The following is a 15,157-nucleotide window of genomic DNA, read 5'->3' as shown; positions in this document are numbered from 1 at the left end:
AGTCCCTTTCAATGAATCTGAAAAATCTGCTGGTGCTGGCGGTGGTGCTGTTGATGTTTCCTCAGCTTGCCCAAGCGCTCTATAGTCCCGCGCTCTCGGATATCGTGCAGGCGTTTGCAGTAAGTCCCCAAGCGGCAGGGCAAATTCTCTCCGTGTATTTTCTGGCCTTCGCTTTGGGTGTGGTGGTGTGGGGGCGGCTGTGCGACCGATTCGGACGGCGCCCGATCATGCTGTCCGGGCTGGCCCTATACGGTGGGGCCTCCTGTCTGGCCTTGAGCGTCAGCTCCTTTGGCGGGTTGTTGATTGCCCAGTCACTGGCCGCTTTCGGTGCAGCAGTGGGGTCGGTGGTGACGCAAACTGTTCTGCGTGATCGATTCAGTGGCGTTGAACTGGCTCAAGTGTTTTCGCTAATGGGCATTGCTCTGGCAGCCAGTCCTGCAATCGGATTGTTTACCGGGGCTAGCCTGGTTCACTTTTTCGGCTATCGCGGCATGCTCACTTGCCTGCTGTTGCTGGCGCTGGTGTTGTGGGCCTGGTGCCTCTGGGCATTGCCTGAAACTCGCCCGGCTTCACTCCCGACTGCGCCTTTGTTCGGCACCTTAAGCTTAATGCTCAAGGATTGGGCCATATGGCGCTCAGTCGGGTTGGTGGCGGTATTCAACATTGCGATGTCAAGTTACTACAGCTTGGGACCGTTCATCTTCGAGCGACTGGGTTTGTCCGGTGAACAGTTTGGCTATAGTGGTGTGCTATTGGCGCTGGGGTCAGGGTTGGGAGCGTGGTTGAACAAAGGATTGCTCAAGCGGGGAGTGAACAGTGAGCAATTGGTCCTGGTCGCCGGAGGCGTGGCGTTGTCAGGCAGCGTTCTGGTAATGATGCTGCAGGAAAGCTGGCTGTTCATTCTGCCGATGTTGTTGGTGGTGATGGCTTTCGGTATGGCGATTCCGAATGTGCTGGGGGCGGCATTGGCTGCTTATCGCGATTGCCTCGGCACGGCAGGGGCACTGTTCGGTTTGTTGTATTACTTGGTGATCGGCGCCGGCTTGACCTTGGCAGCCTGGTGCCAGGCTTTTGGGCTGACGCTGTTGATCTGTGCCTTGCTGGCAATATTGCTAGGGCTTGCACGCCTTCCAACGGCCAGACGTTGATCGCAGCACTCGTTGAACGATTTGACCAATCTGTTGCATCGCCCGGTGATCACCGGACGGATACGCCGCGATGGATGCCGCCAAAACGTGGCGGAGAGTCAAATCCTGGCAATCATCTCTAAGCCCAAACAGCCACGCGTCTTGAGTTCCATCGTGATCCTAAATCAGATTTCTTTACCCGGATCTAACTCTTGATGCCAGCCTTCGGCCGCATAAAGTATTCCGCCTTGATTTAAATCCATCTATTCAATGACTGCTTCTGCCGAAAGCTGCCTTTTGAAGACAGCCTCAGGCATGTAGGGAGATTGGGGTTTGGTTTACGTTGATTTACTATTGTTCAGCCAACAGTCAATGGAAGGAACCAGTCTATGAATTTCAACGAGTCGCTAAGAAGCGCTGCCCACAGCGGTGCTTTGTTAACTCAACGCTTCATAGCTTTTGCCCGCTCTGAAATGAAGGCATTTTTAGGGTGTGCTCTAGGCTGTTATCTTGGCTTCATTATATTGTTTCTCATGAAAGCTGATCCGGAGACGGCGACCTTCGGTGATTTTCTCAGTGTGATTCACTCAACTTTGAACATTGCTGGCTCCTTCATGGCAGCGGCTCTTTCGGTCGCTCTGAGATGGCTATTTCCAAGAAAGTGACGGAGGCTTCGCGTTGGCTGGACTTTACAGCCATGGTCTCGGCCCCTTGTAGATAAAGACGTAGGCGAACCAGAGGGTGGCGATCATGGCGTCACCCGAGCAGCCGCAATTTCATCAATGAGCGATTGCGGGAGCTGCGCGGCGTACTTGCCTTCCGACCACGACAAGGGCTCGGACTGGCGGATTATCTCGTTCAGCAGATTGAACGCCGCGAGCAACTGGTCGTCGCGGATCTCGCTGTCCTTTGGCAAGTCGTCGCAGAAGTGGTTCGCCGGTTCGATTTGACTGGGGTAGTTTGGTTCGCAGATGCAGAGCTGCAGGTCGGCCAGATCGATATCGCTGTCGACTAGGTAGTCGCGCAGATCGTCTTAATCGAAGATGTACCGATCACTATCGAAGATGACCAGAGGTTCGCCGGCCCATTCTTTTACTGGCATCGCCGCGAATTTTGCTTGGCGCCGAGCGTGGTGGCACGCTTTGCAGTAGCCGTTCACTTCGTAGATATCGTGATCCGGGTTCGCTTCGCAGCGGCGGTGGGTGGCTCCGCAGTAGCGGGCAAGGTTTTCGTCGGCGCCGAAAAGCGACCGTCAGCGGAAACCCAGCCGGTTACCGTTTTGAGGCTGGCCGCTTCCGGAGCGTCGTACATGATTATTGGCTTTTGTTCAGACATGACTTCGTCCTTGCCGCTATAGCGGCTGACTTTGAAGGGGGAGGGAGTTACTGTAGAGATCGGCCAAAAGCAGCCTGTTGCGACATTTAGAAAAATAGGTGCCACTCAGTCTTAACTCAACGGTGAAGCCAAACTGGGCCCCACAGATCAGGCTCTCTATACTGGCCTTCCAGGATGGTAAATAGAGCGCAAAATATGCCCATCACACCCAATCAAAATTCCCCAGTCGTTTTGGTCCTAGCTCAACAAAGCGACTTGGACAATCTTGTAGCCATTCGAATTGAGGCCATGCGCGAAAGTCTGGAGCGTGTTGGGCGATTTGATCCGGTGCGTGCGCGCGAGCGATTTCTTAGCGGTTTTGAAGCTCGCAACACACACTACATCGAGGTATCTGGAGAGAAGGTTGGTTTTGTAGTGGTCAAGCATCACCACAATGAACTCTTGCTCGATCATTTGTATGTGAGACCGAGCGCGCAAGGATCAGGTATAGGCTCTGTTGTTCTCACTCAGATTTTCAAAGTGGCGGATGAGGCTGCGCTCCCTATTAAAGTTGGAGCTCTCAAAGAAAGCGCTTCGAATCGCTTTTATATCCGCCATGGCTTTCAATTTGTCGAAAGCAGTGAATTCGACAATTATTATGTTCGTCAGAGCGTTCCGGCGGTTGGCTCAGATTGCTAGCTGGATGTGACGCACCTCAAGGTACGTTTTTACACACTCTGGGCCGATAGCGCTCACTCGGGCGCCATCAAAACGGCCAAGGTCATCTTGATGAACTCCTCGTTCTAGTCGATCGTCCAGAGTGCGCCGCGCACGTTCTCGGCGACATCTGCCGATCCGCGCTGCTCGACCCAGTTGGACAGCTCCATGATGGCGGCTTCGAGGGCGAGTTGGTTTTCGTTGATCTTGAAGAGCAGGGAAGGGAGCAGGTCGGAGTTGGGCATTTTGGCTTCCTTGGCGGCCAAGGAATGAGCGCAGCACCGTGTTACATGAAGAGTGTTTTAACGATTGGCACGGCGCCGGAGAGGGGAAAAATCGCTCGAGTTATGGAACGCGTCCACAAAAGATATGGAACACATACCGAAAGGCAGAAGTTTTCATAAACGCCAGAAACGACAAAGCCCTGAATAATCAGGGCTTTGTCGTATCAAATATGGCGGAGGCGATGGGATTCGAACTCATGGACCTGTTACAGTCGACGGTTTTCAAGTCCGAAGATTAATCCTTATATTTCAATATCTTAGATTTTATTCGTTTCCGCTAAGCAGTATTCATTTATGCTCAGGAGGCCTTTGAAATCAAGGGGTGGAAGTTTATTTGCGGAAACGAATTTGGCCGGTATTTTGGCTTTCTGGGGGGGCTCATGATCGCCCTAAATTTCATAGCTGCAACCGAGAGACTGCGCTCGGTGGAAAGCGGCCTTCATCTGAAGTGGGGATTTGGAGTCAGCCCTGGTCAGTCGTGACGGGCAGAAAACGGCCAAAAGCGGCCACTCAGCCTGAAAAATGGATTTTTGGTACGCAACCAGAAACGTCCAACTCCGTATTCAGCGAGGATTATCTTTTGATACCATCATGCCACTAGTAAGGAGGCGGCATGTATGGCAAAGCGAAGTGGATTCGAGAAAGTAATCCGAGCAATTGCCCGGGAGACAGCGAAACAGCAAAGGCTGAATGAGTCAGAGCGCCGTGCAGTTGTTCGTGCAGCTGATCGTGCTGAACGCCAGCAGCTCAGAGCGCACGCGATTCGCGAGCGTGAACGCGTTCGATATGATCGCGAATCTGAGCGAGCGGCAAAACAAAATTACTTGGAGTTTCGCGAACAGGAAGTCCGCGACGGTAACGCAACTATTCTATTTTGGATAGAAGGATTGCAATCCATTTTGTCGGCAGCATTGATGGTGGATGATACTGTTACATTCGACTCCCTTCGAATCACTGACAACCCGCCCCCCTTTACTCCACCGAAAGCGTTGACTGCTACTGTCGAGGGGCCTTCACAGGAGTTCTTCACCTCGAAGGTTGCTCCGTTGCCTTGGTATCTTTCGTTTATACCAAAATTCAAAGCCCAACATGCTGATAAGCTGAGGGCCGCATTAGAACAATTCAAAGCAAGTGAAGAAGAATGTAAAGCTCAGAATATCCAGCGTCTGGAAGCGCTGGAAAGCGCGCGAAACATCTATGATGACGGTGTGTCCGCGCTTCTTGAAAAAAAGGCACTCCGCGACTCCGAAGTCGATGCCTTCCGTTACTCTTACTATGAAGGAGACCCGGAGTCTATTATTGCTTATTGCAGCATGGTTCTTGAAAAATCTGATTATCCAGAAGGCTTTCCGCAGAATTTTTCTTTGGCCTTCGTGCCTGAATCAAAACAACTTGTCGTCGAATATGAGCTGCCTACATCGGAGATCATTCCTGAAGTTGTAGAGTACCGTTACGTAAAGTCCAAGGACGAGGTCACCACTAAGCAACGCAAACCCGCGGAAATCAAATCTTTATATGCGGATCTAGTCGCAAGTATTGCACTCAGGTGTATCCATGAGCTTTATGAGGCAGACCAAGGAGAGTTTATAGAGGTATGTTGTTTCAACGGCTATGTAAATACTATCGATCCTGCGACCGGACTTGGGGTGCAGCCACATCTCGTATCAGTACGAGCTACTCGTGAAACGTTTACGAAAATCGATCTTGCACGCGTTGATCGTTCCGTTTGCCTTAAAAATCTCGGTGCGCATGTTTCGCGGTCACCTAGCGAGGCACAACCGATAAGGCCAATAATTGAATTCAACATGGTCGACAAGCGCTTTGTTGATCAACAAGATCTAGCGTCTCAACTCAGTTCAGCTACAAATCTTATGGATTTGAACCCCTATGAATTTGAAGCGCTCGTAGCGAATTTGTTTGGAAAAATGGGATTGGAGTCAAAGCTCACTAGATCCTCCCGCGATGGAGGAGTCGATTGTATTGCGTACGACCCTCGTCCGATTTTAGGTGGAAAGGTGGTTATCCAAGCAAAGCGGTATAAACACACCGTCGGCGTCTCAGCAGTTCGTGACCTCTACGGAACGATGATGAATGAAGGTGCCAATAAGGGAATTTTGGTTACAACTAGCGGTTATGGTCCAGATGCATTTGAATTTGCTAAAGACAAGCCGATCGAGCTCATCGAAGGCGGAGGGCTACTCTTTCTCCTTCAAGAAATTGGAGTGGAAGCGCGAATTTTGATGCCTACGGAGTAAGTCGAACGGCTCAAATACTTTTTCAGCCATAATGATCCGTGCGGCGCTCTTTCCAACCCAAAGAGTCGAAGCAATTGTCAGCGTAAGTCTACTGGTGGCCTAGAGCTGTCCTATTCTGACGACCGCTAGACTCTGATTCTTCCGGCGTCGATGATCAAAATACTACGTAGTGCTAACCCCCGATCCTGTGTGATATGAGGATAAATAGGGAAGGAGCGACAAATGACGAGATGGATCCAGGAGTTTGAACAGAACCCCTTTAAGGCGATGTGGGCGTCGTTGATGGAAACCATCGCCCCTATGGAGGTCGATGACCAAACAGTAATGACAACTGTTGAGGAGCTTGCGAGACTTAAAAAGGTGCTCACATTCGTCGATAGCATAATCGCTAATGCAGATATGGAACTCACGCCCAAATCAGTGTGGGTAAATAGCCTTAGCCAGTCTGAAGCGTGCTTGCAACAAATTCGTGCATATATCAACAATCGAAATGTTGCACATCTCATTCTGGCAAACGAACATGCCGATAATATTCTGACTTACGTTCGACCATATATGGTCCTCCCACAACAGGCTATGGAAGCATTTGGCAAAGCCGAGCGGGCTTTCGCCAATCAAGTATCGCAGTATGTAGACTCTTTCCAAAAGCGAACGTTGACGGTGCAGGAAAGGATCGAAACGACCATGAGCGTTGCCCTAAAACAACAACAGCAGATTGCAGATATTGAAGTTCGAGCAAAACAGTTCGACGAATATTTGTTCGAGGGCGTAGATGGTAACAGCCCCGCTGAAACATACGTCAAAGAAATGGTTTCGAATATAAAAGAGAAACAGGATGGCGTTGATGCCCTATACAATTCACTTCTCGAAGGTCCCGAATCAATCTCTGAAAAAGTAAAGTTTTTTGCTGGTGAGGCTGATAAGACCTACCGGTTAATGAATAAAATGTTGAACTCGGCTACTAATAGAGACGAAGAGCTAGAACTTTTCTATGAGCGCATTTTTGGAAGTCAAGCTATTGATGGTGAAGAAGTTCAAGAAATCGGACTAAAGCGTGAGCTCGATTTACGGCTTCAGCAGCTAACCGATCACGAAGAAGCACAAATCAAACGCCAAGAGGCGCTATTTGCAAGTATAGAAACTTTGTTGCCCGGAGCAACCAGTGCAGGGCTGGCATCCGCTTACAAAACGATGAAGGACAAATTTAATATCCCGATCATCGGTTATACCGTTGCATTTTATGCCTCGATGCTGACGTTATTTTTTGGCGGGTTGACGATTGTTTCTGAAACAATCAGCCTTTCGCCATTTCACATTGAATTCGTAAAAACGAGTACATGGGAGGAAATGATAAGAACGCTGCTGACTAGAGGTCCAATAATTTTGCCCGTTATTTGGGTCGCTATATTTTCCGCAACTCGCCGCAGTCAGTATGAGCGCCTCCAGCAAGAGTATGCGCATAAGGAAGCTTTCGCATCTTCATATGAGAGCTATAAAAACCAACTCCAAGCGCTCCAGATTGATGCAGATGTTCTGCAGAAAGAGTTAATCGCTAAGGCTATCGAAGCTATCTCCTTCAACGCGTCAAATACACTCGATGGTAAGCATACTGAAAAAATGCCTATACATAGGTTGCTTGAAAAGTTTAGCCTGGAAGAGCTTAGGAAATTGGTGGAATTGGCAAAAAAGGAATAACAAATTCTATATGAGCGCTCCTATGTGTGTGGACTGGAATTTGACTATCGGGGCTCCAGAGTGAAAGAGCACAACCAAGGCTGGGCTGCTAGAGACGCGGATAATTACCCTTTAACCCTTGATTGTGCCAACCGAATCAAAAGTTTGTGGTTGCATACCGATGGCGGTCCCTATTAGCTCTAGCTTCTCAGAGCTGACGAATGGTTTGGCCAGGGTTTGCATCAACATTTCATAGAAGATTGCAGCATCCGCTATTGGCCGAAAGCTGTCGTACGCGAGTGGCTGCTATCGACCCAAAGCAGCCGGTTGATCCTAAAAATAAATGCGTCCTCTTTTCTAATTTTGATTAGCACTTGGGGCTCACCGCGATGGACTACTTTGAGTTGGATAAAATTGATATGCTTGACAACGGAAAGCATACCAATATTTAGCATAGACCGTATGGCATCAAGGAGTCTCTAATCATGGAAAAAATTAATCTTGAAGCGATTGATCCAAAAGTTGAACCAATTGATGAGAAGCTACACCGCATTGGAAGAGTTGCCATAGGTGCAGTACCCATTGTTGGAAGTCCGTTGTTGGAGATTTTTAATTCTTTACTTGAGGCCCCTTTAAATAAGCGCCGCACAGAAACAATGCTTGCGATTGGAGCAGCTTTAAACGACCTCATAGATCAAGGGGTTGTAACGGAAGCAGGGCTAAAGGAAAATGAAGCATTTATAAGTACGGTTGCAGAAGTTTGCAATATCTCACTAAGGAACCATCAGGCAGAAAAGCTCGAAGCATTACGAAATGCCGTAATAAACTCTGCGCTACCTACATGCCCAAGTGATGATTATCGACAGATTTTCCTTAATTTTGTAGACGTGTGCACAGTTTCACACATTAGGCTCCTAAAGCTTTTCGAGGATCCTGAACGGTGGTTTATAGAGAATAATCGTGTTAAACCATACCAAACTTCAGTATCTCTATCTCAAATTATTGCAAGTGCTATGCCCGAACTAATTGAAAATCATGAAATCCTTGACAGCATATGGAGTGACCTATACCAAAAGGGGTTGGTTGAGGTAAAGCAGCTTGAAATGATTCTAAGTGCGGATAGTTGCCTGTCAAAACAGAACACAAAATTCGGAAGCAAGCTCGTGGCTTTTTTGAGTTGACTGCTTAGAGAGTGAGATTATCTTGTGAAGCAAATTTTTTATGCTGGCAATGATCGTCAACCGTGTGCAGCAGAATATGCAATAGTCGTTGATAGTTCTGGCTCGATACAACGAGCCCACATTGTTGTGGTGCAGTCGTCACAAAAAGGTATATGGACCAGCTTATACAATACCGACGAAGGAAGAAATAACGTATTGAATAGGATTTTGGTGCAGGATCTTTTAGGAGTTAGAGTAGAGTTTTTGACATTTAATATCATTTTAGACCTGTCCACTAGAATGGAAGGTTTTCGCCTTCCGATTAGGCTAAATTGGGATGACTATCTGCGCAAGGGTAACCCTTACAGAGCTAGGTTTTCTCTTACATCTGACTTTAAACGTTTCTTTCTTCAATTATTTCGCAAAGAAAGTAGAGAGGTCTCAATCTGGAGCGGTCATGTAGTCGGCGGTTGCGCAGAGTTCTACACCGATCTAATGGATCCAGATAGGTACTCACTCGACATTCACGAGGCTAGTAAACTTCTAGAACAAGCCGGATACAGTCGTCCTAAACGTCGCTGCTAATTCAAAACCAGTGGATTTACAGATATGGAGTGGAACGGCCACGTGTCGGGGCGCAATGCGGATTAGAAAAATGGAACAGCCGCAATCGGCTCCGTCGACTGATATTGGCCGTATTCGGTAACTCCCGAGCGTCCGCTTTTGGCCGTTTTCTGCCTGTCGTCACCGGTTTGGTCGAACATCATGGCTGCGGTGAAAGGAACTCTGCCCTTGCCGGCGATTGCGTCAAGGCGTCGGGTATTCAGGTGGCCGGGCTCGAAATCCACTGCGTGTGCACCACTGCCACGACCATTACCTTGGAGCACGAGGCCAATATCAGCACGACTAAGCTCTACGACCCGCGCTACTTATGGCCGAAGGGTTACGGGCCTTATCTTCTTTTCTTAAGAATGTCCCGTGATACAGTCGGCTTTTTCGATAGCTGCGTCTGGCCGCTATGATGTAGGAAATAGCCTCTCAAGGACCTAGCTGGTGTTAGTCGAAAGTATCATTCTTATAATCAGACGAGACCTACCGACAAAGCATGACTTCGCCTGAACTCACCGGCGGCGCCGGATTTACCTATGAAGATGCGGTCGCGGCTCATTACCTCGCAGCAATGGTCGGCGGTACAACGGCGGCGGCCCTTGATACGAGGATTGTGCAGCGTGTGGCCCAGCAGCAGGCCGACTTTGGCGAACCGCTCGACGATGTGATCGTGGATGCGGTTTCTTTGGCTGACGGATCGGTCATGCGGCTATCGCTACAAGTTAAGCGTTCACTCACTATCTCGGGGGCGGAGACCAACACCGACTTCCGCGAGGTGATCCAGCGCAGTTGGCAGACGCTACAGAATCCCAACTTTCGCGAGCACGTGGACCGTGCCGGAGTGGTTGCAGGAGCAGTTGCGGAAGAGCCATCCCGGGCTTTCACCACCGTATGCGAATGGGCGCGAGCCTCCGATACAACTGCGGTTTTCATGCATCGATTTGCCGGCGGTGGGAACGCCTCAGCCGCCCACCGCGCTGTGGTCGAAGCTGTTCGAACGGTTGCACAGATTACAGGCATATCACTAACTGACGACCAGTTGCACCGTCTCCTTTCGCATTTGGTGCTGATCCGATTTGACTTCCTTCACTCCGGATCGACGCATGAAGCGGAGGCTATCGTTAGCCTGCAACGCGCGCTGGTGCCGGCGCAAGTCGCACGTGCCAACGACTTGTGGGGTTTGCTGCGCCAATTCGCTCGCGATGGCGCGGGTAGCTGCGCCGTGCACACCCGTGCATCGCTGGTACGCGCTCTGGCGGGCTGGCGTTTCATCGGGGCACCCGCATTTATCGGTGACATGCAAATCCTGCGTGACAACACGCGCAACTGGCTTGACCAGCAGGCAGTCGACATCGGGGGAACTCACATCAAGCGCGGGCTGCTGCGCAACCAGCTCAGCGATCAGATGACTGCTCACCGCTTGACCCTGATTAAGGGCCTGCCAGGCGTCGGGAAGACGGTGTTATTACGAGATCTGCTGCAAGAGCTGGCTGCCGATGGCACCACCTTGTTCCTCGCCGCCAACCGGATCTCGGGTCGCAGTTGGTCAGAGCATGCCCGGTCGATGGGGTTGGCGACGACATCGATCGAGTCGCTGCTTGTAGAGGTTGCCGCCACTGGGCAGGCCACTATGCTCATTGATGGTCTGGACCGCATTGCGCCGGAACAGCGCGCGATATTGACTGACTTACTTGGTCAGCTACTGACGAACCCGACGCTTTCCGATTGGCGCGTGGTCGCTACCGCACGCGACACCGGCATTGAGCCCCTGCGCAATTGGATACCTCCAGCGCTGCTTAACAGTGGCGTCGGCTATGTCGATGTGCAGAACTTGACAGACGAAGAGGCCAGCTCGCTCGCAGATTCGCTGCCGGCGCTGCGGCCTCTCCTGACTGGCGGAAACGAGCGCGTACTCACACTGGCGCGCCGTCCATTCTTTGCTGCTGTGCTGGCACGGGGTTTTTCGCTGTCGGCTTACCCCTCCGGGTTCGAGCCTCAGTCGGAGGTGGACCTTGTGGAGGCCTGGTGGGTGCGGGGCGGCTATGACGCCCACGCACCTCAGGCTTTGGCGCGACAGCGGGCATTGGTTGAGCTGGCGCAGTGCAGCGCGCCCAACCTAGGCCGTAATGTCCGCATCCGCGACCTGTCGACCGCGACCCAGGGAGTGCTCCCGGCCTTGGAGGAGGATGGCCTGGTGCATCAAGTGCGCATGGGCCATACCGCGCAGTTTAGCCACGACATCTTCTTCGAGTGGTCCTTCCTTCATCTGCTGCTGGACAAAGGAGACGACTGGATCGCAGCTCTGACCGCCGCCGGTGAGCCGCCTGCCTTGGCGCGGGTGGTGGAGCTGCTCGCTCAGTCGACTTATACGGTCCCTAACGAGTGGTTGCGCGATCTTCAAGCGCTAGAGCAGGCTCAGGTGAGGCCGCAGTGGTTACGCGCTTGGCTCGTGGCGCCCGTATTTAATCCAAACTTCGCCGAGCACGTCGAAATATTCGCTTCGACATTAGCGGCAAACGGCCACCGACTCTTTGGAAAGCTCCTGGTATGGATGCAGGCTGAGAAGACAACGCCCAATCCAATGGTGCTGTCTGGAGCTTTCGGCGGCAATCTGGACGCCGCCGCGCGCATCCGTCTCGCGGACTCGCTGGGCTGGCCGTCGGACTTCGCGGCTTGGGGCCGCTTAATTACATGGGCCATCGATCACACTGACTCGATGCCAGACACACTCCTCGGAGACCTCATCACACTATTCGGAACCTGGCAAGTCGCTGTCGCGGATTACCCCAACGCAGTATCGGAGCGCATCGTGGCGCAGTGCGCAACCTGGTTGCACGCGATTGAGGACGGGCATATGGACCGCCGTTTCAGTTGGTCGGCGAACGATGCCGCGCCGCGCCCGCGAGCCCCTACGCAATTCGAGGCAGAATTACGGGCGTTGGTCTTACGAGCCGCACGAGCCTACCCGACTGTCGTGGATACTTATCTTTGCAAGGTCGAGGCAATTGAACGCCGGTCTGACAGCACGTTCCGCGAGCTCATGACCTATGCACCAGTGCTAGCAGAAACGCATCCGGAGCTGTTGGCGCGGGTCGCACGGCGCTGGTTCTTGGAGGAACTACCTGACGACACGTTGGTACGATGGCGCCGCGAAGCTGATGAACATTACCGCCGTCGCCAGGAAGTGGAGGCTATCTCGCCGGAGAACCGATCTCGGTTCGATAAGCTGATGCTCTCAAGTACGTCGATAGTGCACAATTCGTTCTCCCACCACGATTGGGACCGGCTGTCGATCGGTGGCGACCATCAAGGCTACTTTCCCGCCTCGCCGCTGCGCGAGCCGTTCTATTCACTGTTAACGCGCAATCCGGCTACAGCATTAGCGCTCATTCGCGACGTGACTAATCATGCGACCACTGCATGGCGTCAGTTGCATCGACACTGCCATGGTAGCTCGACACCTATTCCGCTCGTGATGAAGTTTCCATGGGGACCGCAGGAGTTCTGGGGAAGCAACCGGCATTACATCTGGTTCCGCGGCCATGGTGGGCCGCAGGTCGTGGAATGCGCGCTAATGGCGCTAGAACGTTGGGCTATTGGGCAACTGGATACCGGACGCCCGTTGGACGAAGTGTTGCGACAGCTGCTCGAAGGGCACATTGGTATCGGAATCCTGGGTATTGCGGTTCACCTTGCCTTGCGAGCAAAGCAAGTGTCGCCAACGACCTTGGCGCTACTGAGTAGTCTTCGACTATGGCGAGTCGACCTAAGCCGCAAGCTCGAGGAGCGGCAAGTGCAAAGTGCCGGGTTGATCGGCTTCGAAAAGGGGAGCGCTGATGAGGCCCACCGACAAGCAGTTGTCGACAACTTCCAGATGAAATCGCGCTTTTTGGAATTACGCGACCTTGTACCTCTTTTTGTCCTCAGCGACGACGCGGCACTCCGGCACTCCTGCCGTATGGCTCTCGACGATTTCCCGAACAAGCTTGAATTCGCCTACCAGGAAGAGGCGGAGGACCTCGAACATGTGGCGGAATTGCGCGGCACGGCTGAACTCTGGTCCGAGCTGGGGCATGTCGAGAACTACACCACAGAGCCGATCCCAGGTCGCGATGATGCCATCCAAATTTCGGTAAACAGTCCTCGGCACGAAGCTCCCGAGGTGCTAGCCACCATGCAGCGCCATGTGCAGGTGACGCGCGAGACTGAGTTGTGGCTATGGGTTGACCAATGCTTCACCTCGCGCCACTGGGCGGCGGGCTTCTCGGTCGACGAAGCCGTCGAGCGCGCTAGGGAGCTGGATGCAGCGACCGCTGAGAGGCGGTTAATGTCGCTGATGCCAGGCAGTGGGCACTTGGAAGGCACGATTGCAGGAGCAGCGGCGGGGGTGATTTGCTTTGCCGGTGTGACCACGCATGAGGCTTGGGCCGATGCGATTATCGAACGATTTCTCGTTGCGGAAGATGAGATTTTTGACGACACGTTTGCCGGATCAGCGATCCCTTGGCACCCAAAGATCTTCGTGGCGCACGCGTTGGCGGCGCGTATTAAGTCTGGTCGCGAACATGCTGACGACCGCGAAGCGCTCTATCGCTTGATCGCGCACCCGCTTGATGCGGTCTCGCTCGTTGCCCTGGCCGGCGTCGCAGGCTGCTGGGAGCGCGATGCGCGGTTCGCCTGGTGTGGCTTCAACCTCGGGCTGCGGTTGGCACAGCTCGCAAGAAATCGAGACATGTACAGGCTTGATGCCGAGGCTCGGCGGCAAATAGAGTCCGACAGGCGTGCCGCGACGTTGGCGGAGGCTCTCAAAGAGTACCGAGCGCCAGGCGTGTTGCCTACTTGGGTGCGCCCACGGCCTTCGTGGGCACAGGTCACGCAGGATGCTGAAAATCAGCAAGTTATTGATGAATACGAGGAAGACGGTTGGCAGAGCACCGATGATCTGTGGGACGGCCAGTACGCCGCGAGTGTCTTGCAGCAAGTCCCTGTCGTGGCGGTTATGGCAAGCACGGCCCGCGCGCACTTTGTCGACGCCATCGAGTCGTTTGTTGGTTGGACGCTCGATACGATTAACCCAGTGTGGCGAGCTGAGCAGCGACGGGGGCGTGAGCATGGCAATGGTAACTTGTACCAGTGGCAGAATCAGCTGAGTCGGATGGTGGCAAGCGTTGCACATTATCTTCCTGCTGACGAAATCCAGGAGCGGTTGCTAAGGCCAATCCTCGCGCAGCCTGACGAGATTGCGATGCGGCTGCTTGCGCCGTTTACTTGTTCGGTAGTCTGCTGCGACGTCCTCGATTCGCCTGAGCTTCGGACTGACACCTTGCAACTGCTGCACACCGTGCTTGAACGAACGCTGGAGAACCATGACCTGCGCAGCTCGGAATACAACGACGGGCGCATTGGTGGCTTCGATCTACCAGGGCTAGTTAAATCACTGCTCTTCGTGGACGTCGAACACGCCCCTGGCGCCACGCGCTTTGCCAACAACCGCTGGGAAGATCTTGGCCAAGTGATGCCGCTCGTAAATCGCATGGTGCGCGTCGCCGGTTGGAACCCTTATGTCGCGCGCCAGTTCGTCTCACTGTGCGAGCGTTCCGGTGCTGCCTACCCTGTCGAAACGTTCGCCGACCAGGTGCTGGCGCAAATCGTCGATGGACGCCTGCCTCCAGGCTGGAAGGGCTCCTCGGTACCAGCCGCCATTGCGGCTCTGGTGCAGGCACACGCTGACCGACTGCATCCGCTACCGGCTCCTCTGGCCCGCAAGCTGCTACAGGTGCTTGATGCGCTGGTCGATCTTGGCGACCGTCGTAGCGCGGCCTTACAACAGAGCGAGTCCTTCCGTGGCGTGTGTCTCGCCGCATCAGCCTGACGTGATCTATACGAGGAGGGCCGTCACTCCAGCAAGGAGATGGCCCCGATGAGGGGCCGAACGCTGGGGCCATGAGTGCGACAATCAAAGGGTACCCTGTCCCAAAGTGACGGCTTGGCCGACTGCCTTGTATGCCCGCTTTTGC

10 protein-coding genes are annotated in these 15,157 nt (G+C 53.0%); 7 read left to right on the top strand and 3 right to left on the bottom strand.

The window, feature by feature from the left end; genetic code table 11:
- The first annotated feature begins 11 nt into the window (after positions 1-11).
- Entirely contained in the window at positions 12-1,148 is a 1,137-nt protein-coding gene (locus AC27VU_RS24730) for an MFS transporter (protein WP_488725108.1), read from the top strand.
- A 368-nt stretch (positions 1,149-1,516) separates the two neighbouring features.
- Positions 1,517-1,792 carry a hypothetical protein gene (locus AC27VU_RS24725; protein WP_488725107.1) on the top strand — a complete coding sequence of 92 codons (276 nt, stop codon included), beginning with the start codon at positions 1,517-1,519 and terminating at the stop codon, positions 1,790-1,792.
- Positions 1,793-1,875: 83 nt separating this feature from the next.
- Here AC27VU_RS24725 and AC27VU_RS24720 read toward each other — a convergent pair whose 3' ends face one another.
- The gene (locus AC27VU_RS24720; protein WP_232324067.1) at positions 1,876-2,043 is read right to left on the bottom strand and encodes a hypothetical protein; all 168 of its coding nucleotides are present in this window, start codon (positions 2,041-2,043) and stop codon (positions 1,876-1,878) included.
- A 614-nt stretch (positions 2,044-2,657) separates the two neighbouring features.
- Here AC27VU_RS24720 and AC27VU_RS24715 point away from each other — a divergent pair.
- Positions 2,658-3,140 carry a GNAT family N-acetyltransferase gene (locus AC27VU_RS24715; protein WP_262142900.1) on the top strand — a complete coding sequence of 161 codons (483 nt, stop codon included), beginning with the start codon at positions 2,658-2,660 and terminating at the stop codon, positions 3,138-3,140.
- 104 nt (positions 3,141-3,244) lie between these two features.
- On the opposite strand, the gene AC27VU_RS24710 is transcribed toward AC27VU_RS24715, so the two are convergent.
- Positions 3,245-3,403, bottom strand: coding sequence for a hypothetical protein (locus tag AC27VU_RS24710; RefSeq protein ID WP_003224440.1), 159 nt, complete (start codon positions 3,401-3,403; stop codon positions 3,245-3,247).
- Positions 3,404-4,059: 656 nt separating this feature from the next.
- Here AC27VU_RS24710 and AC27VU_RS24705 point away from each other — a divergent pair.
- The 3 genes from AC27VU_RS24705 to AC27VU_RS24695 all read left to right on the top strand — a co-directional run bounded on the left by AC27VU_RS24705 (position 4,060) and on the right by AC27VU_RS24695 (position 8,552).
- A complete protein-coding gene (locus AC27VU_RS24705; RefSeq protein ID WP_488725106.1) occupies positions 4,060-5,697 on the top strand; it encodes a restriction endonuclease in 1,638 nt (545 codons plus the stop codon).
- Between the two features lie 222 nt (positions 5,698-5,919).
- Entirely contained in the window at positions 5,920-7,392 is a 1,473-nt protein-coding gene (locus tag AC27VU_RS24700; protein ID WP_488725105.1) for a hypothetical protein, read from the top strand.
- A 464-nt stretch (positions 7,393-7,856) separates the two neighbouring features.
- Positions 7,857-8,552 (top strand): hypothetical protein, encoded by a 696-nt coding sequence (locus AC27VU_RS24695; RefSeq protein WP_488725104.1) that lies wholly within the window; start codon positions 7,857-7,859, stop codon positions 8,550-8,552.
- Positions 8,553-9,178: 626 nt separating this feature from the next.
- Here the strand turns inward: AC27VU_RS24695 and AC27VU_RS24690 are convergent.
- Positions 9,179-9,379, bottom strand: a complete 201-nt coding sequence (locus AC27VU_RS24690) for a hypothetical protein (RefSeq protein ID WP_488725103.1) — start codon at positions 9,377-9,379, stop codon at positions 9,179-9,181.
- 257 nt (positions 9,380-9,636) lie between these two features.
- Here AC27VU_RS24690 and AC27VU_RS24685 point away from each other — a divergent pair, with 257 nt between their 5' ends.
- The gene (locus tag AC27VU_RS24685) at positions 9,637-15,012 is read left to right on the top strand and encodes an NACHT domain-containing protein (protein WP_488725102.1); all 5,376 of its coding nucleotides are present in this window, start codon (positions 9,637-9,639) and stop codon (positions 15,010-15,012) included.
- Positions 15,013-15,157 lie beyond the last annotated feature (145 nt).

This window comes from Pseudomonas sp. 14P5.3.2, from assembly GCF_057799175.1.
This window is presented reverse-complemented; position numbering and strand designations above follow the sequence as displayed.

Bases quoted from the DNA above. Each gene is read 5' to 3' on its own strand.
- AC27VU_RS24705 (WP_488725106.1), top strand. From the start codon at position 4,060: ATGGCAAAGCGAAGTGGATTCGAGAAAGTAATCCGAGCAATTGCCCGG.
- AC27VU_RS24700 (WP_488725105.1), top strand. From the start codon at position 5,920: ATGACGAGATGGATCCAGGAGTTTGAACAGAACCCCTTTAAGGCGATG.
- AC27VU_RS24715 (WP_262142900.1), top strand. From the start codon at position 2,658: ATGCCCATCACACCCAATCAAAATTCCCCAGTCGTTTTGGTCCTAGCT.
- AC27VU_RS24710 (WP_003224440.1), bottom strand. From the start codon at position 3,403: ATGCCCAACTCCGACCTGCTCCCTTCCCTGCTCTTCAAGATCAACGAA.
- AC27VU_RS24685 (WP_488725102.1), top strand. From the start codon at position 9,637: ATGACTTCGCCTGAACTCACCGGCGGCGCCGGATTTACCTATGAAGAT.
- AC27VU_RS24730 (WP_488725108.1), top strand. From the start codon at position 12: ATGAATCTGAAAAATCTGCTGGTGCTGGCGGTGGTGCTGTTGATGTTT.
- AC27VU_RS24695 (WP_488725104.1), top strand. From the start codon at position 7,857: ATGGAAAAAATTAATCTTGAAGCGATTGATCCAAAAGTTGAACCAATT.
- AC27VU_RS24725 (WP_488725107.1), top strand. From the start codon at position 1,517: ATGAATTTCAACGAGTCGCTAAGAAGCGCTGCCCACAGCGGTGCTTTG.